The organism is Methanobrevibacter woesei (assembly GCF_003111605.1).
In the GTDB taxonomy this organism is placed as follows: domain Archaea; phylum Methanobacteriota; class Methanobacteria; order Methanobacteriales; family Methanobacteriaceae; genus Methanocatella; species Methanocatella woesei.
The window spans coordinates 22,821-47,348 of sequence record NZ_MZGU01000003.1 but is presented as its reverse complement, the minus strand read 5'-3'; the positions used below and the strand labels follow the sequence as shown (position 1 = coordinate 47,348).

19 protein-coding genes are annotated in these 24,528 nt (G+C 28.5%); 16 read left to right on the top strand and 3 right to left on the bottom strand.

Annotated elements, in window-relative coordinates; all coding sequences use genetic code 11:
• Window positions 1-3: 3 nt before the first annotated feature.
• Together asd and MBBWO_RS01625 are read left to right on the top strand one after the other, a co-directional pair.
• Entirely contained in the window at window positions 4-1,053 is a 1,050-nt protein-coding gene (asd, locus tag MBBWO_RS01630; RefSeq protein WP_116669150.1) for an aspartate-semialdehyde dehydrogenase, read from the top strand.
• A 213-nt stretch (window positions 1,054-1,266) separates the two neighbouring features.
• On the top strand, window positions 1,267-2,103 hold the full coding sequence (locus MBBWO_RS01625) for a coiled-coil domain-containing protein (protein WP_116669149.1): 837 nt from the start codon (window positions 1,267-1,269) through the stop codon (window positions 2,101-2,103).
• Between the two features lie 8 nt (window positions 2,104-2,111).
• Here the strand turns inward: MBBWO_RS01625 and MBBWO_RS01620 are convergent, their stop codons facing one another.
• Window positions 2,112-2,729, bottom strand: coding sequence for a cyclase family protein (locus tag MBBWO_RS01620; protein WP_116669148.1), 618 nt, complete (start codon window positions 2,727-2,729; stop codon window positions 2,112-2,114).
• A 243-nt stretch (window positions 2,730-2,972) separates the two neighbouring features.
• Between MBBWO_RS01620 and thsA the strand changes: the two genes are divergently transcribed.
• The 12 genes from thsA (at window position 2,973) to MBBWO_RS01560 (ending at window position 17,205) form a co-directional block, all read left to right on the top strand.
• On the top strand, window positions 2,973-4,586 hold the full coding sequence (gene thsA / locus MBBWO_RS01615; RefSeq protein ID WP_116669147.1) for a thermosome subunit alpha: 1,614 nt from the start codon (window positions 2,973-2,975) through the stop codon (window positions 4,584-4,586).
• Between the two features lie 175 nt (window positions 4,587-4,761).
• The gene (locus MBBWO_RS01610) at window positions 4,762-5,529 is read left to right on the top strand and encodes a DUF4013 domain-containing protein (protein ID WP_116669146.1); all 768 of its coding nucleotides are present in this window, start codon (window positions 4,762-4,764) and stop codon (window positions 5,527-5,529) included.
• A 179-nt stretch (window positions 5,530-5,708) separates the two neighbouring features.
• A complete protein-coding gene (locus tag MBBWO_RS01605) occupies window positions 5,709-9,230 on the top strand; it encodes a C1 family peptidase (protein ID WP_116669145.1) in 3,522 nt (1,173 codons plus the stop codon).
• A 130-nt stretch (window positions 9,231-9,360) separates the two neighbouring features.
• A complete protein-coding gene (locus MBBWO_RS01600; RefSeq protein WP_116669144.1) occupies window positions 9,361-9,711 on the top strand; it encodes a nascent polypeptide-associated complex protein in 351 nt (116 codons plus the stop codon).
• 6 nt (window positions 9,712-9,717) lie between these two features.
• Entirely contained in the window at window positions 9,718-10,461 is a 744-nt protein-coding gene (locus MBBWO_RS01595) for a metallophosphoesterase family protein (RefSeq protein WP_116669143.1), read from the top strand.
• Window positions 10,462-10,606: 145 nt separating this feature from the next.
• Complete coding sequence (locus MBBWO_RS01590) at window positions 10,607-11,632, top strand: NYN domain-containing protein (protein ID WP_116669142.1); 1,026 nt, start codon at window positions 10,607-10,609, stop codon at window positions 11,630-11,632.
• Window positions 11,625-12,827, top strand: a complete 1,203-nt coding sequence (locus tag MBBWO_RS01585) for a hypothetical protein (RefSeq protein ID WP_116669141.1) — start codon at window positions 11,625-11,627, stop codon at window positions 12,825-12,827. The genes MBBWO_RS01590 and MBBWO_RS01585 overlap by 8 nt, the downstream gene beginning before the upstream one ends.
• A gap of 79 nt (window positions 12,828-12,906) precedes the next feature.
• Window positions 12,907-13,143, top strand: a complete 237-nt coding sequence (locus MBBWO_RS01580) for a hypothetical protein (protein WP_116669140.1) — start codon at window positions 12,907-12,909, stop codon at window positions 13,141-13,143.
• A gap of 31 nt (window positions 13,144-13,174) precedes the next feature.
• Window positions 13,175-14,395, top strand: a complete 1,221-nt coding sequence (gene argJ / locus MBBWO_RS01575; protein WP_116669139.1) for a bifunctional ornithine acetyltransferase/N-acetylglutamate synthase — start codon at window positions 13,175-13,177, stop codon at window positions 14,393-14,395.
• A 443-nt stretch (window positions 14,396-14,838) separates the two neighbouring features.
• Window positions 14,839-15,462 (top strand): class I SAM-dependent methyltransferase, encoded by a 624-nt coding sequence (locus MBBWO_RS01570; RefSeq protein WP_116669138.1) that lies wholly within the window; start codon window positions 14,839-14,841, stop codon window positions 15,460-15,462.
• 12 nt (window positions 15,463-15,474) lie between these two features.
• Complete coding sequence (locus MBBWO_RS01565) at window positions 15,475-16,182, top strand: IspD/TarI family cytidylyltransferase (protein WP_116669137.1); 708 nt, start codon at window positions 15,475-15,477, stop codon at window positions 16,180-16,182.
• Entirely contained in the window at window positions 16,183-17,205 is a 1,023-nt protein-coding gene (locus tag MBBWO_RS01560; protein WP_116669136.1) for an alcohol dehydrogenase catalytic domain-containing protein, read from the top strand.
• A gap of 3 nt (window positions 17,206-17,208) precedes the next feature.
• Here the strand turns inward: MBBWO_RS01560 and MBBWO_RS01555 are convergent, their stop codons facing one another.
• A complete protein-coding gene (locus MBBWO_RS01555) occupies window positions 17,209-17,817 on the bottom strand; it encodes a DedA family protein (protein ID WP_165807911.1) in 609 nt (202 codons plus the stop codon).
• Window positions 17,818-17,938: 121 nt separating this feature from the next.
• A complete protein-coding gene (locus tag MBBWO_RS01550; RefSeq protein WP_116669134.1) occupies window positions 17,939-19,303 on the bottom strand; it encodes an MATE family efflux transporter in 1,365 nt (454 codons plus the stop codon).
• 142 nt (window positions 19,304-19,445) lie between these two features.
• Here MBBWO_RS01550 and argB point away from each other — a divergent pair, with 142 nt between their 5' ends.
• Both argB and MBBWO_RS01540 read left to right on the top strand, forming a co-directional pair.
• Complete coding sequence (argB, locus tag MBBWO_RS01545; protein WP_116669133.1) at window positions 19,446-20,327, top strand: acetylglutamate kinase; 882 nt, start codon at window positions 19,446-19,448, stop codon at window positions 20,325-20,327.
• A 124-nt stretch (window positions 20,328-20,451) separates the two neighbouring features.
• Entirely contained in the window at window positions 20,452-24,528 is a 4,077-nt protein-coding gene (locus MBBWO_RS01540) for a UvrD-helicase domain-containing protein (protein WP_116669132.1), read from the top strand.

Genomic DNA, 24,528 nt, shown 5'->3' with positions numbered 1-24,528 from the left:
AATATGGTTAATGTTGGTGTTCTTGGTGCAACTGGGATGGTTGGTCAAAGATTCATTCAATTATTAGAAAATCATCCTGATTTTGATGTTACTGCATTAGCTGCTTCTTCTAGATCTGCAGGTAAAAGATATGAAGATGCTACTACTTGGTATCTTGCTGAAGAAATGCCAGAATCTGTTAAAGATATTGTAGTTACTGAAACATCTCCTGAAGCAATGTCAAATGATGTGGATATTGTATTTTCATCTCTTCCCACTGATTTTGCAGCTAAAGTTGAAAAAGAATTTGCAAAAGATTATGTTGTAGCATCTAATGCTAGTGCTCACAGGATGAAGAAAAATATTCCTTTAGTAATTCCTGAAGTTAATCCAGAGTACTTAGACATGATTGAAGCTCAACAAAAGGAAAATAACTGGGATGGATTTATTGTAACAAATCCTAATTGCTCTACAATTGCTTTAACTTTATCTTTAAAGCCTATTGTTGATAATTTTAATATTGAATCTATTAGAGTTTCTACAATGCAGGCAGTATCTGGTGCAGGTTATAATGGTGTACCTTCAATGGCTATTGTGGATAATTTAGTACCTTACATTGGTAATGAGGAAGAAAAGATGGAAAGTGAAACATTACATCTTTTAGGAGATTATGATGGCTCTGAAGTTAAACCTGCTCAATTTAAATTAAGTGCATCTTGTCATAGAGTTCCTGTTATTGATGGCCATACTGAAGCAGTTTTCATTGATTTTGATGATGACTTTGATATTGAAGATGTTAAAAGTAAAATGGCATCATTTAAAGGTTTGCCTCAAAAATTAAATCTATTTTCTGCTCCTGAAAATCCAGTTATTGTTAAAGAGGAAGAAGACAGGCCACAACCTAGAATGGATAGAAATGCAGGTAATGGTATGTCTGTTACTGTAGGTAGGGTTAGAAAAGACCAAGTATTTGATAACAGTCTTAAATATGTTCTTGTTGGACATAATACAATACGTGGTGCTGCTGGAGCTTCAGTTTTAAATGCTGAACTTATTAATGATAAAATACTCTGAGTAGCTTTATCTTTTTTTTCTTTTTTTCTTAATTTTTCACTATTTCTTTAATTGTTTTTTTATTTGGTTTTATGGTTCTTTTTAGGGATTAATTTAAATACTATAAAGTATTAAATTAATTATTAGTTACATATTGTTAATTATAGAAATTAATGATAATATTTTAAAATTTAGGGCATAATTTTTTTAAAAAAATTAAAATAAGTGGATAAAATGGAATTAGGGATGGATAGTGAGAAAGAAACTTTACAATCTTTAATTAAATCTTGTTTATTAGAACTTAATAAACTTAAATATGATCTCACTGAGCTTGAATTTCAAAAACAAATGGATAAAACTCCTGATAAAATTCAAGAGCTTGAAAATCTTATTTTGGATAAAGAAAAAGAAGTTTCTGTTATTAAATTTAAAGCTGAAGAAGAAATTAAAAGTTTACATAATCAATTAAATGAAAAGGATAAAATCATTAAAGAAAAAGAAGGCAAAATTTACGAGTTAAATTATGTTAGTACTTCTTTAGATGAGGTTAAAGAATATTTTGCTGAACAATTAAGGTCTTATAAAGAAAGAGAATTGGCTGAAGTTAATGAAAGGTTAAATAAAACTTTTAAACAATTGGCTGAAAAAGATGCATATATTAATTCACTTTCTAGACAAATCGATGAGTTTAAACTTGAAATTGTTAAATTAGAAAATGATGTTGAAAGTCAAAATAAGATTATGGCTTTAGAAAAAGAACTTGAGATTAAAAATCAGGAATTATATAGAAAAGATAATGAATTAAATATTGTTAAAGAGAGCTCTGTTCCTAAAGATCAATATATTAATTTAAGGGAAGAGTTAACTAAAAGAGATAATGAATTAAATATTGTTAAAGAAAGGTCTGTTCCTAAAGATCAATATATTAATTTAAGGGAAGAGTTAACTAAAAGAGATAATAGAATTAAAAGGTTAGAAGAACTTAATGAGTTCTTTAATGAGTTACAACAAGAAAGTAATGCTTTCACTACTCAAGATAATACGCCTCCATTTAGATTAGACAAAAAATAATATTTTACTTATTTTTCTTCTAAAAATGCCCTTACAAAAGAGGCTTCAGCTTCAATATTTAATGGGATAAAATATCCATTATACTCTTTTTTATTTATTTTATCCAAATTAGCTATATTTTCAACAATCCATATTTCATTTTTTAAAAACATTTTATGTATTTTATTTTCATCATGTTTATCAACTGAACATGTGTCTATAGCTATTCCTTTTATATTATTTTCAATTAAGAATTCAGCTAATTCACTGGAGATATGTGGATAATCATAGAAGTAATCATTACTGTTCCATTTATTGCCCCACCCTGTATTTATTATTACAATATCTTGGATGTTATTTGTATCATCTAAATTTTTTAATTTGATTTTATTATGTGTATCTGATTTAAGAATAGTTGTAGTCCCAATAAAAGAATCAATCTTAAAATCCTTTATTTTCTTTCCATTAATTATATAATGGTAGGGGGCGTCTAGGTGGGTTCCAGTATGTAAACCACTTTTAAATTCAAATAATGTGCAGCTATCTTTTTTGTCTGCTTTTTTAAAATATTTAATTTCTAATTTAGGGTCTCCAGGATATTCTTTTATTTCATTTGTTAAAGGATAGGTAAGATCTATAATTCTCATTTTTTCATAACCTTTGGTAAGTTTTATATGCTATGAATGTTATATTATTAGATAGCTATTTTTTTAATGTATAGAAATATACCATAAACTATTTATATAACTTCAAACTCATTTATGTATTGTATGACATGTCAATAAGTTAGATGTTAATAAACAGGAATGTATGTGTTTATTAATTTATTTTTGATATTGGTCATTTATTTATTTTATTCAAAAAAATTAAATTATTAACAAGGTGATTAGATGGCACAAGGTGGACAACCTATTTTCGTTTTACCTGAAGGAACCAACAGATTACTTGGTAGAGATGCACAAAGAAATAACATCTTAGCAGGTAAAGTACTTGCAGAAACTGTAAGAACTACTTTAGGTCCTAAAGGTATGGACAAAATGTTAGTAGACGGACTTGGTGATATTGTAGTAACTAACGATGGAGTTACTATCTTAAAAGAAATGGATATTGAACATCCTGCAGCAAAAATGCTTGTAGAAGTAGCTAAAACCCAAGAAGATGAAGTTGGAGACGGAACTACTACTGCAGTAATTATTGCTGGTGAATTATTAAAAAATTCCGAATCTTTATTAGATTTAGATATCCACCCTACTATTGTAGCTATGGGTTACAGACAAGCAGCTGAAAAAGCACAAGAAATTTTAGATGAAATCGCAATTGATTCTGTAGATAAAAACACTTTAATCAAAGTTGCTATGACTGCTATGACTGGTAAAGGAACTGAAGCAGCTCGTGAACCTTTAGCTGAATTAATCGTTGATGCTGTACAAAAAGTAGCTGAAGACGGTAAAGTTGATATTGATCACATTAAAATTGAGAAAAAAGATGGTGCTGTAGTAGAAGACTCAACATTAGTTGAAGGTGTAATTGTAGACAAAGAAAAAGTACACCCAGGTATGCCATCTGAAGTAAAAGATGCTAAAATCGCTTTAGTCAACTCTCCTCTTGAAGTAAAAGAAACTGAAGTTGATGCTGAAATTAGAATAACTGATCCTGCTCAAATGCAAGCTTTCATTGAACAAGAAGAAAACATGGTCAAAGAAATGGTTAACAAAATAGCTGATTCTGGTGCTGATGTTTTATTCGCTCAAAAAGGTATCGATGACTTAGCACAACACTACTTATCTAAAGCAGGTATTATGGCTGTAAGAAGAGTCAAAAAATCTGACATTGAAAAATTAGCTAGAGCAACTGGTGCTACTGTTGTATCTAACTTAGATGACTTAGAAGCAAGCGATTTAGGTGAAGCAGGTATTGTAGAAGAAAGAAAAGTATCTGGCGAAGACATGATCTTTGTAGAAGAATGTAAATCTGCAAAAGCTGTAACCTTATTTGTAAGAGGAAGTACCAAACACATTGTAGATGAAATTGTAAGAGCAATTGAAGATGCAATTGGTGTTGTAGCAGCTACCGTAGAAGATGACCAAGTTGTAGCTGGTGGAGGAGCTCCAGAAATCGCTATGGCTAAAAAACTCAAAGATTATGCTGAATCTATCAGTGGAAGAGAACAATTAGCAGTTACTGCATTTGCAGAAGCTTTAGAAATTGTTCCTAAAACTTTAGCTGAAAATGCAGGTTTAGACAGTATTGATTCTTTAGTAGATTTAAGAGCAGCTCATGAAGACAACGCTTACATGGGATTAAATGTATTCACTGGTGAAGTAATGGATATGAAAGATGCTGGTGTAATTGAACCTAAACGTGTCAAAAAACAAGCTATTCAATCCGCTTCTGAAGCAGCTGAAATGATTTTAAGAATCGATGATGTAATTGCATCTAGTGGTAGTGATGCTCCTGATGGTATGGACCCATCTGCTATGGGCGGAATGCCTCCAATGATGTAAGTTTAAACATTATTTAAAGAGTTTAATTACTCTTTTTCTTTTTCTCTTTTTTTTATAATTTTAATAATTCACAGTTTAATACCACTATTTTTATAATTATTTTGCTGTTTTTTATAAGTATATTTAAATATTGGTAGGTTTATAGTAGGCATATTGATTAAGTTTGGATGATAATATGTCAATTAGTTCAATTTTTAATAATGCTTTTAGATTTCCTTTTGGAAATATGGAAAAATGGTTAGTTTTAGGTATTTTACTTATTCTTGGTGGATTATCTTCTGTTTTAATTTCTTTTGGAATAGATTTGGGGGCAGCTTCAATAATCACATCAATAATTGCTCTTGTAGCAGGACTTATTGTTAGTGGTTATAGTTTAGCAATTGTTAGAGATACAATTCATGGTCAGGATCAGCTTCCAAATTTTGATATTGTAGAGAATATTGTTGATGGTATTAAAGTACTTATTTTAAGTATTGTTTATTCAATTATTCCAGTAATTGTATTTTTTGCACTTTTAATTGTGACTGGAGCTGCAGAAGCTTTTATTGAAATAATTAATTTAACTATGGGTGGTGCTACCACTGTACCTTCTGATTTAGCTCTTGGTTTTGTTGGTTCTCTTGGAATTACTCTTATAATAAGTTTAATCCTATTTATTATCTTTTCATTATTTTCTACAATAGCTATGTGTAGATTAGCAAATACTGGAAGCTTTTCTCAAGGTTTTGCATTTTCTGAGATAATTGGTGATTTTAAAAGAATAGGTGTTGGGTCATTTATTGCATGGTGGATAGTTTTAGCTATTATTTCTGTAATATTAATTTTAATTAGTGTGTTTATTTCAGCTGTTCCTTATATTGGATATATCATTAGCATACTCATCATATATTCATTTATAACAATATTTGCTTCTAGAGCGACCGGTTTGATATATTCCAACTAATTAATTTCTTTTTTTTTCTTTTTTTTATTATTTATTCAGTTTAATAATTTTTAATCAAATATTATTCTAATAATTATTATTTTTATTTTATTTTAGGTAATTACTTATACTTTGTATTGAAGATAATTCAATGTAGAATAATTTTTTCTATTATAACTCTCAAGGAGATTGAGGAAAAAATGGATTTTAAAAAAGCTTTTATAATCTTTTTTGTTATATCTCTTTTTTCAATAGCTGCTGTTTCTGCTGAAGATGTTGATAATAGTACAGCTATTGTAGATGATATTGCAAATGAACCTATTGATGATATCGAGGTCTATGAATTTAAAGATATCAGTAATAAAATTCATGAAACAGATACTCCTGTTGTTATCGACTTAAATGGGTCTACTGTTAAGTGGAATGCAACTGGAGATGAAGATATTTCTTTAGTTGATGGTATTCGAATTAATAAATCAGTATCTATTTCAAATGGGGTTATCGATGGAGATAACTCTGCTAGGTTATTTGTTATAGTTGGAGGTTCCCTAACCTTAAATAATGTAACCCTGTTAAATGGTAATTCTAATAATGCTCATACAGGTCCTGGTGTGGGTGGAGCAATTGTAAATATTGGTGAACTAAAAGTGGTCAATTCCACATTCACAGGAAATTCCGCTACATCTTCTGGATCAAGTATTTACTCACAAGGAGGAGTTACTTATATTGGTGATTCAACTTTTATGAATAATAATGTGCACTGGGCTGAAATTTATTCTTCAGGAGGTTATTTAGTTGTTAACAATACTGTTTTTGATAGGATAAATTCTAACTATTCAAGTGCTATTTATATGACTCAGGGTAATTTAGCAGTTTATAACTCAAATTTTACTAACTTATATGCTAATAAAACTGCGGGTGCTATTGGTGTAAAAATAGGTAATGCCATTGTTGTAAATTCTAACTTTAAAAATTCATCTGCTTCTAAAAATGGAGGAGCTATTTATGTGGATGGTTCTACATTTGGAAGTTCAAGTACATCTCAAATTTATATAATTAATTCTTCCTTTGAAGATTGTGATTCTGAATTTGGTGGAGCTGTAATGGCTCTAAGTTCAGGGGTTAATATTACCAATACAAAATTTATTGATAATTATGCATTATATAATGGTGGTGCTGTTTATGCATCTTTTGATGATTTAAATATCATTGATTCTCAATTTATAGGTAATGTGGCTTTAGGAGATTCTACTTCTGAAATCACTGAATTATCTGGAAATGGTGCTGCATTATATGTGGATTATAGTAATGTTATAGTTAATAACACTTATTTTGAGAATAATGTTGCTTTAATTAATGGGGGTTCTGTTTATTCATACAGTTCTAATGCATTGATTATGAATTCAACATTTTTAGACAATAGTAATTTTTATTCTGTTTTTGATAATAATGTGACTCTTATAGATAATAATTTTAATAATGATACTGTTTCTTTAAATAACACAGTTTATTATATGGTAGTTGATGGAAGGGGAATTACATTAGAACTTATTAATAGTACTGTTCCAGTAAATATTTCTTTAGATAGTTTTGATTTACGTGATTATGGTGTTGTATTACCTATTCGTAATCAGGGCAGTATGGGTGCTTGTTGGGCTTTTGGTTCAATGGCTGCATTTGAATCTGCTCTATTAAAAGCTACTGGTGTCGAATATGACTTTTCAGAAAACAATATGCAGAATTCAATGATTATGTATTCTCTTTTTGGTAATAAATTGTTAAGTGAAGGAGGATCAGGTATTAGTGGGGCTGCTTATATCTTGGCATGGTTGGGTGCATTTCCTACTGAAGATGATAGTTATGATGAATTAGGAAAAATTTCACCATATCTTATGAGTTACTTTAATGTTCATGTACAAAATGCAGTTTTCATTCCTGTTAGAGATAATTTCACTGATAATGATGCTCTTAAAGAAGCAATAATGAAATATGGTTATGTAACTGTATATTATTATGCAGCAACAACTGCTGAAGAACAATCAAATTATTATAATGCTAACACTTCTTCTTATTATAATTATGATCAGCCTATGGGTAATCATTATGTTTCTATTGTAGGCTGGGATGATAATTATAGTAAAGATAATTTTGCTGTTACTCCACCGGGTGATGGTGCATTTATATTAAGAAATAGTTGGGGTTCTAGTTATGGTGAAGATGGATATTTCTATATTTCCTATTATGATGTTTCATTAGCTACTGCATTTTCAGTTGCATATCTAATTACTAATGATACTTATGATAGGAATTATCAATATGATTTTAGCGGATTTACTAATGCTCAATCAATGAATACATCTTATTCTAATAGGTTTATTTCCATTAAAGATGAGCTTATTAGTGCTGTAGGTACTTACTTCTTTAACAATGAGAATTATACTATTGATATTTATGTAAATAATCAATTAATTCATACACAAAGTGGTGAAAGTGCCTTTACTGGTTTTAACACTATTAAATTAGATAATCCAATCCAGATTAATACAGGAGATGTATTTGAAGTTGTAGTAACAAAAGAATATTTCCCATTTTCAGGATATTTCAATACTTATCTTCCTGAGGGGGTTTCATTTTTGTATGATAAAACTTCTGGAGAATGGATAGATTTAAAAGATGAGAATATTACTGCATGTATAAAAGTTTATACTGTAACTTCTTCTGTTGTTGCTGATGATTTAGAAAAATACTATAAAAACGAGTCTCAATTTAGTGCAACAATTGTAGATAATTATGGCACTCCTTTAAGCAATGTTACTGTTAATATTACTGTTAATGGAGTTACATATCAACGTACAAGTAATGAAAATGGTATAATTAATATGAATATTAATTTAAATCCAGGAAATTATGTATTGACTGTTTTCAGTCCAGTGGATAACAAAACTTACACTTTCAATGTTAACGTTTTATCTACTATAACTAGTGAGGATCTTGTTAAATATTATAGAAATGGAAGTCAATTTGTTGTTTCTGTTTTAGATGGTGAGGGTAAGGCTTTAGCTAATTCTGCTGTTACTTTTAATATTAATGGTGTATTTTATACTAGAGTTAGTGATGATAATGGATTTGCTACTTTGAATATTAACTTAAATCCTGGTGAGTATATTATTACTACATATGCTCCTAATGGTTTAAGCATTGGTAATAATATAACTGTTTTACCTACTATGTCTGGTGAAAACATTGTTAAATATTATAGAAATGGTACTCAGTATGTTGTTTCTGTTTTAGATGGTGAGGGTAAGGCTTTAGCTAATTCTGCTGTTACTTTTAATATTAATGGTGTATTTTATATTAGAGTTAGTGATGATAATGGGCTTGCTACTTTGAATATTAATTTAAATCCTGGTAACTATATTGTTACAGCTATATCTTACAATGGTTTACATGTAAGTAATAATATTACTGTTTTACCTACCTTGGAGATTATGGATTACAATAATACTTCTGATGAGATTAATGCTATTGTTTTAAGCGAAACTGGTGAAAGATTAGCTAATCAAAGGGTTACTATTAACATTAATGGTGTTTTCACAGAAGCAATAAGTAATGATGAAGGTATCGCAGTATTTGATAATCTTAATCTTTCTATGGGAGAATATATTGTAACTGCAGTGGCTAATGGCTGCACCATTTCAAAAACAATAACAGTTCAAGGTTAAATTAATTTTAACCTTATTTTTTTATTTTTTATATTTTTTATAAACTCTACTTCTTTTATAATTAAACTAAATATTTAATAAGTATTATTAATAAAAAACTTAATGAATAAATTATTATTGGAGTTTAATTATGATACCTGGAATGAATCCAAAACAAATGAAACAAATGCAAAGGCAAATGAAAAAAATGGGAATGGATATGAAAGAACTTAAAAATGTTAAAGAAGTTATCATTCGTTTAGAAGATAAAGAATTAATCATTCCTAATGCTGAAGTTAGTTTAATGAATGTTATGGGTCAGGAGACTTACCAAGTAACTGGTAAAGCTCAAGAAGTAGAAATTGAGGAAGAATTAATTATTCCTGATGAAGATATTGAAATGGTAGCTAATCAAGCTGGTGTTTCTAAAGATGAAGCTGAACAAGCATTAATTGATACTAATGGGGATTTAGCTGAAGCTATTTTAAAATTAAATCAATAGGGTAATATGACTATCATTGCACATATCTCAGATTTACATGTAAGTCACACAGAGTTTGATGAAGATGTTTTCTTTCAGGCTGTAGATGAAATCAATAATCTTCAACCAGATATGATTGTTTTAACTGGTGATTTAACAGATCAAGGTTATTATCGTGATTATCTTCTTGTTAAAGATTATTTAAGTAGATTTGAATCACCTTTATTTGCAGTCCCTGGGAATCATGACTCTCGTAATTTGGGTCATCAAACTTTTGAAGAGTTAATTGGTGAAAGAAGTTGGAAATTAACAAAAGATGATGATTTTGTTGTTATTGGTTTAGATAGTAGTACTCCGGATGTTGATAGTGGAAACATTGGAAGGCCTCAACAATTATGGATGGATCATATATTGGATGACTGTGTTGTCAATGAAAGATTTTCTGTTGTTGCCCTTCATCATCATGTAATTCCAATTCCAGAGACTGGTCGTGAACGTAATGTTTTATCTGATGCAGGAGACATTCTTAAAACTTTAGTGAACCATGAAGTAGATATGGTTTTAGCAGGACATAAACATGTTCCTAATATATGGAAAATGAATAATACATTATTTGTTAATGCGGGTTCTCTTTGTTCTAAAAAGCTTAGAGGTAAAGACACTAATTCATATAATACTTATTTTATTGATGATGAATCTATTAAAGTTGTTCTTAATAGGGTTGCTGGAGATAAAATATTGTTGGGTGAATACCCACGCAACATTCTTTAATTATTTTAATTCTTTTTTTCTAATTTTTTCTAATTTTCTCATATTTTGATTAGATTTAAATATATGATTAAACTAATATATATAACATTTAATATAATCTTTAATTAACTATTTTAGCCACATAAAGGTTTATTAGGTGATTTTTATGAAAGTTGTTATCGATGCGTCTAATGTAGCTCATGCTAATAAAAAAGAAGATTCTAAACCTTTAATGTCTAATATTTTGGCTGCAGTTAAGGCATTAGAGGAAAGTGGTGATGAATTTGTAATTATTGCTGATGCATCACTTCGTCATGAAATAGATGATAAAGAGAAGTATGAAAAATTGCTGGAAAGTGATAATGTAGAGGAAGCTCCAGCAGGAATGGATGCAGATCATTTTATATTAGAATTAGCTTCTAATGAAAATGCAAGAATTTTATCTAATGATAAATTTAGGGATTATGCTGATGAATTCACTAATATTAATGCTATTAGACTTCCCTTTGTAATTGAAAATGGTAGATTATCTATTGGAAAAACTAAAAGACCAAAAAGAGATAAAAACATTTTACAACATATTTCTGATGAGATTATTAAAGAATTGAATTTTAAAAAATGGGAAGTTTATGAAGGTAAAGAAGGGTTAGAAATTTCCCCATTAAACATAGCTAAGCAGTCTATTATACGTATTGATAATGAAAGTGAGGTAAGTTCAAAAATTGAAAAGATTTTCACTAAAATACCAATGTTTAACAAAATTGTTGACATGGTAGATGATGTGGAAGTAGCTGCACCTTATGTAATTTTTGTATTAGTTCACCCTAAAGATTATAAAATGGTAGTTAAAAATGCTGGAAGCATTTCTGTTACTGTAGCAGACAGATTAAAACTTGAAAAGAAACCATTAGTTGCTGTTCGTAATGATTTATTTACAAGGCCAGGAACTTTTGAATTGAATATTATGGTTGCAGATGAAGTAACTGAAAATGCACCATTTAATATTGTTATTCGTGTAAGTCGTTATGATGAGGTTTTTATTAAGAAAAACTCTAGAAATATAGCTAGTACTATTGCAGGAAGATTAGGGTCTTGGAAATTTCCTTTTGTTTCTGTTAAACCAGATATTATGCTTGAAAAACCAGGTCAATTTGAAATAGATCTTGAAAAAGGAGGAAACTGGGATGGCTAATGGCTTAACTAATAATTTGATTAAGTTATATACTAAACTTAATCCTATTAGTGTAGGTACAAAGTTTTTTCCAACAAATCCGGTTGAAACTGAATATGTTGAATTATTCAATTATACTCAAACAGCACTTTTAGAAATTGAAAAAGCAGAGATAACTACTGATAGTATTTTAAAAAATCTTTTACGTGATATTGGTGAAGAAAATATACCTGAAGATTATAATTTCTATGAACTTAAAGCAGCTGAAAATAAGATTGAAGAATATGCATTAGTAAGTAACATTATTATGGGTAGTGATCGTTACTTCTATGTAGAGCTTCCTCATCCCTCTAATTTAATCAATATATTTGTAAAAATCATTGAAAATGAACATGGTGAAATAGTAGAGAAGAGCTCAACAGAATTAGTTGCAAAGATGCCAAGTAAAAATGATGCTATTAGAGTTGGTGTTGAGATTATTGGTATTGGTCTTGAAAGGGGAGTAGACATTATATCTGCTGTAGGAATGACTGGTGCTGCATCAATTGAAAGATCTATAGATTATACTAATGAAGTAGGTAAATTTCCAGGAATAGCTTTCACTAAACTTGGTGGTGAATATGCATTAGTATTTGATTCTCCATTTAAACTTAGAAAATCTAGTGCTACTGAATATCAAAATTATCTTTTCATTGATTTAATTGATTCAACTAAATTTATCAGTAAAAATGGAAGAGACACACTTGTTGAATTAATGACAAGTATTAAAAATTTCATTGAAACTGAGTGTGAAGGTGAATTAGAAGGTTATAGGGAAGGTGGGGATGATTTTATAGCTAGATTCCCATCAAAAGATTTAGCTATTCGCGCTGGTTTAGATGCTGCTTGGTTTGCACTTGATAATGGTGCTAAAATCAGGGCTGGAGTTGGAAGAAGTAGAAGAGAAGCTGGTGAAAGAGCACAGTTAGTTGATTCTATTAATTCTGCATCTCCTTTGTCTTTAGTGGTTTTTGAATTAGCTAATGGTTTATATGCATATAATGTTCCAACAGAATTCTTCAGAACATTAATAGATTCAATTGAAAATCGTAAAGGAGAATTATTTACTGTATTCTTCTTTGTATTCTTAATTGCTTACATTTTATCTGTTATTGGGCTTGGTGAATTTAGTTTTGTTGCGATAATATTCGCTCTTATTTATGCAGTTATTTCATAGGAATAAATTTATAATAGATTTTATTATAATTAAGTTAAGTTATATGTTTTTTAGATTAAATTAGAAAAAGGTTGTTTATTTGTCAGAAAAAAATGATGGTATTATTATAACATTTATGGTTATTGCATTGATTGCATTTGGAATTGGTGTTGGTGTAGGTATTGATATAGCTATTAATGAAGATGCATCTGCCGATAATGTTACTAACAATACACCAACTGTAGTTAATGTAACTGAAGAGATGACTTCTGATTCTTATGTTAAAAATGAAACAACTTATAACTCTGAAATAGATAATTCTAAGTATTTGAAGTGATATAATAATTAATCTTTTTTGGTGATTTTATATGGTTATTAAAGATATTTCTGGAGGGTTATGTGCAGTTAATGGTGTTAAAGTTGCTGGATCACGTAATGGAAAATATGGTGTAGCTATTATTGATTGTCCAAATAGTGTTGCTTCTGCAGTATTTACAACAAATAAAGTTTCTGCAGCTCCAGTAAAATATACAAAAGAAGTTATTAAAAATGGTAAAATATCTGCTGTTTTTGTTAATAGTGGAAATGCAAATTGTTTTACAGGCCAACAAGGAATTGAAGACTGTAAATATTTAGTTAATTTAATTTCTAAAGATTTAAATTATCCTAAAGAAGAGATAGCTATTGCATCTACTGGGGTTATTGGAAGAAAAATGCCTATGGATATAATTGAAGATGTGGCATATAATGCTCTTTCTAATTTAGATAATAATCCTGAAAATTCACTTGATGCAGCTAAAGCTATCATGACAACTGATACTGTTCCTAAAGAGTTTGCAGTTGAAATTACTTTAGATAATAATGAAATTGTTCATATTGGTGGAATAACTAAAGGAACTGGTATGATAGCTCCAAATATGGGAACTATGTTATGTTTTTTAGCAACTGATGCAGTTATTGATGGTTCATCCATTAAAAAAGCTTTAAAAATAGCTGTTGAAGATAGTTTTAATATGATTGTTGTTGATGGTGATGAAAGTACCAATGACACTGCTCTTTTAATGGCAAATGGCTCATCCAATGTTGATGTTGTAAATAATGGTGAAATAGATAAAAATTTCCAAGAAGGATTAAATTATATCTGCAAAATGCTTGCTCAAAAGCAGGTTAGAGATGGTGAAGGAGCATCTAAGTTTATTGAAGCTAATGTCTGTGGGGCAAGTTCTATTGAAGATGCTAAGAAGGCAGCTAAGTCAATTATTTCTTCATCATTATTTAAGGCAGCTGTATTTGGAGGAGATCCAAATTGGGGAAGGATTGTTTGTGCTGTAGGTTATGCAGATGTTGAAATGAATCAGGACATTATTTCTGTTGCTTTAAGTAATAAAGAGGATTCAGTGGATTTGGTAAAAGAAGGAGAAATTTTAGCATTTGAAGGAACAGATAATCTTAAAATAGCTGAAGAGATTATGTGTGGTGAAGAAATTATTGTTAATGTTGATTTAAATTCAGGAGATAAATCTGCAACTGCTTGGGGTTGTGATTTAACTTATGATTATGTAAAAATCAATGCAGAATATACTACATAACAAAAAATATAAATACTTTCAGGATTATATATCTTTATGTTATAGAAATTCTATTTTTACTATAAAAATTTATTTCAAACTTATAAGGAATTCTATATTATAGGGATTTTATATTTTATTAACAAAATTAAATGAGGAATAATAATGGCAAAAGTTAAAGGAACTAATAAAAGAACCAGACAAAAAAGAAGTTATACCAAACCAGGTAGTAAAAGAGGAAGAGGAGTAAAACAAACTTGGAAAAAATAATCCTTTTTCCTAACTCTTTTTTGTTTATTTTTTAACTATTTTTTATATTAACTATTATCAAAGCGATATTTTTTCAGGTAATCTTTTTTTTTAATTATTACACTTTTTATTAAAACTTTTTTTATGTAGTGAAGAGTTGTAACATCAATATTATTAAATAATTCTTTTAAGTAATATATTATTTAGTGATACTTATGGCTGAAAAGGGAAATAGCACTGGTTTATTGCCAGCTAATGGCCACAGGATTCAAGGAAGATCAAGTGAAGACTTTTTAGATGTTGATGAGATTTTAAGGGAGTTGAATCTTAAGGGAGATGAAACTTTAATGGATGCAGGATGTGGAGATGGTCATGTAGCTATTAAAGCTTTGGATTTGCTTCCTGATGGTGTTGTTTATGCATTAGATGTTTATGGACCATCTGTTGAAGATATGGAAAAATACAAATCTGAAAACAATGTTGGTAATCTTATTCCAGTACAATCTGATATTGCAGACAAAATAGATGTTGATGATAATGTTTTAGATGTTGTATTGCTTGTCAATGTATTTCATGGATTTAATGCAATGAGAAAAATGGATGAAGCTTGCAGTGAGCTTAAAAGAATTATTAAACCTAATGGTGGGAGAATCGCTATTATGGACTATAAAAAACAAGATGTAAAACATGGTCCTCCATTCCAGATTAGATGTTCTCCAGAAGATATTGAAGAGGTTTTTGCTAAACAAGGTCTTAAAATCACTTATTTAAATGAGGATATTGGTGAAGATATTCCTGAAGGTAAATCTCATTATTTTGTAGTATTTGAATATAAATAAAGGTGTTATAGTATGATTTTTGCAGCTATTCTTGCAGGTGGTGTTGGTTCAAGAATGGGTAATTCTGATGTTCCTAAACAATTTTTGAATTTAGGTGATAAACCTATTCTTATTCACACTATTGAAAAGTTCATTATTAATTCTAAATTTGATAAGATTTTGGTTTTAACTCCTAATAATTTTATAAATTCCACTATTGATTTAATTAAAAATATTGAAGGGGAAACTGATAAGATAATAGTTTTAGAAGGTGGAGAAACTAGAAATGATACAATTAGAAATGCTATAAGTTATATAAAAAGTAATTTCTCTATTGATGATAATTCAATAATTGTTACTCATGATTCTGTCCGCCCTTTTGTATCTCATAGAATTATTGAAGATAATATTAAAATGGCTAGTGAATATGGGGCTTGTGATACTGTTATTCCTGCAACTGACACCATTGTTGAAAGTGTAGATGGAGATACAATTTCATCTATTCCTTTAAGAGACCATTATTATCAGGGTCAAACTCCTCAGTCTTTTAGAATTAATAAATTGGATTCTCTTTACAATAATCTTTCTAAAGAGGAAATTGATTCTTTAACAGATGCTGCTAAAATTTTCACATTAAACAATGAAGATGTTTTTTTAGTTGAAGGAGATGTAACTAATATTAAAATTACATATCCTTATGATTTAAAATTAGCTAACACTATTTTAAAAGGTGGATATTAGATGATTAATATTGTATATCGTTTGATTTCTCCTAAACTGTTTGAAGAGGCTTACGACGAAATAGATGTTAATAAGGATGTTGTTGTAAGACCTACCTTTTTGTCAATTTGTAAAGCTGATCAAAGATATTATCAGGGGGAACGTCCATCTGATGTTCTTGATGAAAAACTTCCAATGGCATTAATCCATGAGGGTATTGGTGAGGTTGTCTATGATAACAATGGAGAGTTTGATGTTGGAGATAAAGTTGTAATGATTCCAAACACTCCTGTGGAATCTGATGAATACATCTCTGAAAACTATCTTGAATCCAGTAAATTTAGAGCTAGTGGTTATGATGGATTCACTGCGGATTTGATTAATATTAAAAATGATAGGCTTGTTAAACTTCCAGAAAATTTTGATTTTGAAGTATCCTCTTTTATTGAGTTAATATCTGTAGCTTTTCATGGAATTAATAGATTTGAAAAAATAGCTGCTACAAAAAAGGATAAATTAGGTGTTTGGGGTGATGGGAGCTTAGGTTATATCACTGCTCTTCTTTTAAAGACATTATATCCTAACTCAGAAATTTATGTATTTGGAAAACATATAGAAAATTTAAACTTATTCTCTTTTACAGATAAAATTTTCAAAATCAATGAAGTTCCAAATGATTTAAAAATAGATCATGCATTTGAATGTGTTGGTTCACAAGCTGCTCAATTAGCTATTGACCAGATTATCAATTGTTTAAATCCGCAAGGAGTAATCTCTTTATTTGGTGTAAGCGAATATCAAATTCCAATTAATACAAGATTAGTTTTAGAAAAAGGATTGGCTATTATAGGTAATAGTAGAAGTGGAAGGGAAGATTTTATAGAAGTTATATCTTTATTACAGGATAATCCTAATTTATTTAAATATTTAAGCAATCTTATAATCGATACTATTGAGATTAACTCTTTAGATGATTTAAAAGAAGCATTTAATAGAGATCACATATCTAATTTTGGAAAAATAGTATTAAAATGGAATAAATAATTTTTATTCCTTATTTCTTTTTTTATAAACTTTTTTATATCCAATGTAAGCTATAACAGCTATTACAACTAGAATTATTATGATGTTTTCCAAGTTATCCATGTGTGCTGAGATATCTTGGGAATAAGCACCAAATTGCCATCCAATAAATCCTAATATTAATGCTCTGCTGAATCCTCCGAAGAATGTTAAAACAACATATTTTTTAAAATCATATCTTACAACACCACAGAATCCACTAATAGCTACACTTGGAATTACAGGAGCGGTTCTTGCGATATAGATGGCTAATGAATCTCTTTTTTGATTTGATATTTTTCTATTGAATTTTTCAATATCATCCCATTTAAGACCTAGATATTTTCCCCATTTACTAACAAATGGTTTTCCAAGATAATAACATAATCCATATATTACAGAAGAACCAATAACCATTCCGAAACCTACTGGAAGTCCAATATAAAGAACTAAAGAACCAACAGATTCAATACTTATTGGTAAAGAATGCAACATAAAGAAACTACTAGCCAATATAACAACAGTTGATGGAATAGGTGCTATAATTTCTTCAATGACTGTACCTATAAACACACCTAATGCACCATAATTCATGAAAAACATATTTACAATGTTGGTTATGTATTCTATAATCGAAACCACTTCCTAGAATGTAAACTTAATATTAATAGTCATTTCTTAGTTTTATACTTTATTACATTTTTTAATTAAATATTTAAGTTCCTAATTTTGTTCTAATTTGTTTAATTGTGTGTCTACCGTAGATATAGTTAACAATACTTGCAATTGATCTACCAACTGCTAATCCTATCCATATTCCAATTAATCCCCATTCAAGGACAATTCCAAATAGATAAGTTAGGATTACTGTACAGATAACCTCTCTAAATATTGTGAAAAAGAGACTTGTAACTCCTCTTCCGATTCCTTGATATAAGAAAGAAGATGCCATTCCAGCACCTGTAAGTGGAATTGATAAAAATGCAAATTGTAAGAATAATGCAATTCCAGAAACTAAATGGCTTGTTTCAGGAGTATATGCAAATATTGAAGCAATTGGTGTTGCAAATAGCACTACAATAATTGTAACAGCTAGCCCAAATAGAATTCCAAATTTTGCACCATATTTATGTGCTCTTGATAGATAATCTCCATTTTCAGCTCCAAATGCACTTCCACAAACAGCAACTACAGCAGTTCCAATAGCTGTTAAAGGCATAATTGCAAATAAATAAATCCTTTGGCCTGAAGTATAAGCTGCAACTCCATAATCTCCACTAATGATTGTAATGAAAATTAAATACAATGCTACGGCTATTGACATGATAAACATATCTAGGGAAGCTGGAATTCCTACTTTTAATATGTTTTTAGTTATTTTTGAGTTGAATTTAAATTTTCTTAAGTTTATATCAACATAAGTGTCTTTTTTAACAAGTAACCAGTAAAGAATTACAATAGCTGATATTAAAGAGCTTAAAACAGTTGCAATAGCTGCACCAGCTGCTCCTAAACCAAATGTGTAAATAAATATCGGATCTAAGATTGCATTTAGAATAACAGAAACAACAACTGCATACATTGCACGTTTCATATCTCCTTCTCCACGAAGAATTCCACTAGCACCATTTGCAAACATAATTCCAATCAAACCTAAAAATAGGGGAGTACTGTAAGATAATGCTTCTTCCAGTGCAGTTCCTGATGCTCCGTAAATTCTAAGTAATGGTTCCTGAATCACTAAAAATATTAAAGTTAAAATGATTGATGTTATAAACAGGATTATGATTGAGTGTGCTGCTGAATCAGAGGCTCTATTTTTGTCATGAGCTCCAACAAAACGACTTATGCTGCTTGTTGCTCCACTTCCAAGACCAACACTTACACCATTTAAAATCATAAATATAGGTGTTACAAATCCAATACCTGCAATAGCTGCTTCACCAAGTCCTGTAATCCATATTCCATCAATGATGTTGTAGGATGCTGTTAAAAGCATAGATATCATTACTGGAATAGCTAGTTTTCTAACAGCCGTTTCAGGATTTCCTCTCATTAACTCAATATTTTTATTTGCCATAATACCCTCTTATATAAATTATAATTTTATTTTTGTTTTTAAATGAGATATAACTATCTACTGTGAACCCTTAATTTATGACCTTATATTATATAAATGATTAAAATCAAATTGTATATAGTTAGTTTAATTACGTGATTACATGAAAGATGTTAATATTTTAATTGAAGCATTACCTTACATTAAAAAGTTTCATGATAAAAAGATTATGATTAAGTATGGTGGCCATGCAATGATTGATGATGATGCTATGGCTTCAACAGCTAGAGACACAGTTCTTTTAAAATATGTAGGTATGCAACCTCTTGTTGTTCATGGAGGAGGGCCTGAAATTTCCAGATCCATGGATAAATTAGGTAAAGAACCTAAATTTATTAAAGGACTAAGAGTTACTGATGAAGAAACCATGGAAATTATTAAAATGGTATTAGTTGGTAAAATAAGTACTAATATTGTATCTCAAATCTGTTATCATGATGGTAAAGGTATTGGAGTATCTGGTAAAGACAGTCAATTAATCTATGCTCATAAAAAACCAGCTCACAAAGTTAGGAATGATGAAACAGGAGTTGAAGAAGAGATAGATTTAGGACTTGTTGGTGAAATTAATTGTGTAAATACTGATTTATTAGAAATGTTTACAAGTAATGATTATATTCCAGTAATTGCTCCTGTAGGTATTGCTGAAGATGGAACAAGCTTAAATTTAAATGCAGATACTGCAGCTGGTGAAATAGCTAGTGCTATTAATGCTGAAAAATTAATTATTTTAACTGATGTTCCGGGTGTTTTAAGAGATCCTTCAGATCCAGATAGTCTAATACAAAGAATAAAAATTGATGAAGTTCCACAGTTAATAGAAGATGGTGTTATCAGTGGTGGAATGATTCCAAAAATAGAAACTTGTGTTAAAGCTATTGAAGGTGGAGTAGAATCCTGTCACATTATTGACGGACGTAAAAAACATTCTATTTTACTTGAAATATTTACTAAAAACGGTATAGGAACTATGATTCACAAGTAAATCAGTTCCTCTTTTTTTCTTTTTTTATTATCTCTTGTTTATTCTTTTCCCTTAATAGTATTGTTTTAAATATGTGTTTATGATATAATAATAGTATTGTTATCTAAATTAGGGGAGATTGTCCTTGGATAGTTTGTGTTCTATTAAAAAAGTTTGTCCAGTTTGTAAAAAAGAATTCAACGATTTATCAAGAGATTTCTGTGGATGTAATAACTCTTTGAAATTTAAAATTTTTTTTAAAGAAAATAAATTACATAAATGTACTTCTAAAGAGTTTAACTCTAAATCAGAAATCTTGGATTATTTATACGATTCTGTAAATAATTTTTATAGAAAGAATCAAATTACTAAAAAATGTGAAGAAAAAGCTTTTGATTATCTAAATTGGATTAAAGAAAATGAAAATAAGGATTTAAAAGATATACAAGATTTTATTGGTGAAGTAAAAGATTTCTTAAATAGGTTAATAATAACAAAAATTTTAATTAATCTTATAAATTTTAATAGAAAAAAAGTCAATGACTTCATTTTCAAAGTTAATAACAATATCTTTTTTCAGGAGTCTTATCATAAATATTCCAAAGAATTAAAAGAACCTTTAGATGACACTGGATATATATTTAAAAATAATGAACTTATTGATAAACTTAAATACGGGTTAAAAATTGATGTTTCAGAGTTGTATTATGATGTTAAAGAAATATTGAGTTTAGCTAATTATTATGGGACTTTAAGTCAAAAAGAGAATATATCAAAGTTAAATGAATTTGTTCAAACATATGATTCTTATAGAAGTAAACTAAATACATTTCTTTTAAAAGAAGTCTCTATTGAAAAGTGGGATGATTTTAGGAAATCTTCTTATTTTGATAGCATTAAGATCGATTACTTTAAAAAAGAGTTTACACAGTCTTATTTTAAAATACTTTTAAATAATGCAACTGGAACTGAAAAGCTATCTGAAGATAATTTTAAATTTATAAAAGAATATGAAGGTCTTTATTTTAACATTAAAAAAATTAATAAAGAATATTTATCTGATTTTATTAGTAATTTTTTTTCAAGAACAGAAATTAATAATTATTTAAACTCTTTTTCTAAAGTTTTATCTCAAGATGAAAAAAAAGAAATTAAAACTGAGTTTAAATGGTTTATCATTAAATCTAATTTAATTAATATTGAATTAGATAATAATGACTTAGTTTTTCCTAAAGATAAGTTTTATTTGGCATATTATACTTTTTGCAGTGATTATTCTTTTGATCTATTTGTAGATGAAATTAATAAAATTAATAAGGTTAAAGATGATTTAATAAATATTATTTCAGATAAACTTAATTTAAATAAAGAGGAAATCTTGAAAAGTATTTCTATGGTTTATGATTTAGTCAATTGTGATGAACCTAGTTTTTATTTTGATTATGATAAACAAAATAAGTTTAAAAAGGAACATGATGCTTTATTTTCAAAAATTTCTTCTATTAGAAATATTTTAGATAGTGAAGGTTTTATTCAGGATGATAAAGATCCTTTTTATTTTTATAAACTACTAAATTTTGATAAATTCTTTAAGGAATGGAATAATAATTATGTTCAAAATGAATTATGGAATAATAAGGGTTATTTTGATGAAATGGGATTAAATGATGAACAAAGAGAAGCAGTTATTAGAAGTCCTAATGTTTTGAGGGTAATTGCAGGTGCAGGTTCTGGTAAAACTTCTACTATTGTAGCTAAAGTTAAATATTTAATTGATATTAAGAAAGTCCCACCTGAAAAAATTGTATGTATTTCTTATACTAATGATGCAGTTGATAATTTAAAAAGAAGAATTGGAAATGATGGAGTCTTTATTTCTACAATTCATAAATTTGCAAAGACAGTTGCAGGATTTAGCAGATATTTTAATAAATCTATTAATTTTATTTTTAATCACTATGTAGAGGATATACTAAAAAATGATAAAAGTAAAATTAAAAAATTAGTTGAATATTTTTCTTATTATTTAAGAGAACCTCCAATTGATGTTAGATTAGAAAATGATGCTAATGATAATTTGGGTGAAAAAATTAAGACACTCAAATCATTATATTTTTCAGATTATAGGAAAAATAGTTATAACACTTTTAATAAGGCTGAAGAAGTTAAAAGTTTAGGTGAATTAATAATTGCTAATTATTTGTATATTCATCAAATAAGATATAAATATGAACCAGTATTTCCTTTTTCTAAAATTGAAAAAGAGAAAAATATAACTCCTGACAGGAATAAATTTGACAATAGTAAAGCATATCATCCAGATTTTTATTTACCGGATTATGATATTTATTTAGAGCATTTTGGATTAGATGGAGATTATAGAGCTCCTTGGTTAAATGAATCTCACGAAAACGATTATATAAATGAAAGAAAATGGAAATTGGATCTCTTTAAAGAGTATGATATTTCATATATTGAAACATTTTCTTATTATGTTAGGGATAATATATTAGTTAGTAAACTCGAAGCCAAACTTAAAGAGAAAGGTGTTGAGATTAAACAGGATTATGATAAGATTTTTAATGAATTGCTAGAAAATAGTAAATCATATTATAAGTTTAAATTGTTTAATGATTTAGTTAGTAATTTTTTATCAATATTTAAATCTAGAGGTTTTGTTAAAACTGATTTCTCAAAATTTTTTAAAGAAGTGGATGCTAAAAGTGAAAATAATTTTCAAAGAAATAGATTTATTTTATTTTTAGAGATAATGGAAGATTTTTATTCATATTATGAATCAATGAAAGATTTTTATTTTAAAGATTCAATTGAAAGTAAAGGTATTGATTTTCAGGATGGTATTGTTGAAGCCACTAAAAAAGTGAACAATGAATGTTGTTGTGATTATGATTATGTAATTATTGATGAGTTTCAGGATGCTAATCCGATTATTTTTGATTTGTTAACTGCTTTTCATAATAAAAAGTGCAATATAATGTTAGTTGAAGATGATTGGCAGTCTATTTTTCGTTATGCTGGCTCAGAAGTTAATCTGTCAGATAAATTTGCTGAAGAGGAATATGGTTTAGAAACTGTACTTCTTGAAAACAATTACAGAAATCCTCAGTCATTAATTGATGTTTCATCTAAGTTTATTAAGAAGAATAGTTTGCAATCAGATAAAATGCTAAACTCTAAAACAACGGATGTTAATGGTCCTTTAAGGATTGTATATTTAAATTCACCTTTAAAATATGAAGATAAATCTAATATTAAAAATAAACCAAAAATCAATATACGTGATGCTTTTAAATATTATGTTGATAAAATTAGTGAATTTTCTAATGAAATCATGGTTTTAGGGAGATATAAACATAGTTGTGATTTTGTTAAAAGAATGGTTGAATTTGAAGTTGAATCTATTATGAACTCTAATGGTCAAATTGCCGATAATAAATATATAATACATTATCTAAAAAGGGCTGATTTAAAAATACAATTTTTCACAGTACATGCTGCTAAAGGACTTGAAGCAGAAAATGTTATTATTTTAGATCTTAAAGATGATGTAAAAGCTTTTCCAAACAAAATTGAAGAGGATTCTGTGTTATCATTCATAACACCGAAAAAAGAAGAGCATATTTATGCAGAAGAACGTAGATTATTTTATGTAGCGTTAACAAGGACTAAAAATAGATGTTATTTGATATCTGATTATGGTAATGCTTCTACTTTTATTTCAGAGTTAGAAGGTACTAAATATCTGGTAGATGAAACTCCAAATTTAGAAGAATTTATTATTAATTCTAAAAAAGATAAAAATATGTTAATTAAAAGTAATGCTCAAAATAGCAGCAATTCAACTAAAAATAATGGTTCTAAAAAGGATTTTTGGAAACCTCAGTTAGATAAATATCCTACTAAAAAGAATGAAGAAAAAATATATGAAACAAATATTGACTGTCCAAGGTGTAAAGAAAATCCACATTCTTATGGGAAAATTGTCATTAATAAAAGAAGAGCTAATAATGGGGAATATTATACATTCAATTGCTCTAATCGGTGTGGTTGGAAAACAGGTTCTTTTACCAAATATTATGAAAAGGATTCCTATAAGTTATGTCCTAAGTGTAAAAATGGAATCGTCCACTTAAATAGGAATGGTGATGGTTATAGTTGTTCTAATAAGGGATGTAACTATACTGAAAAGTTAAATAGTTAA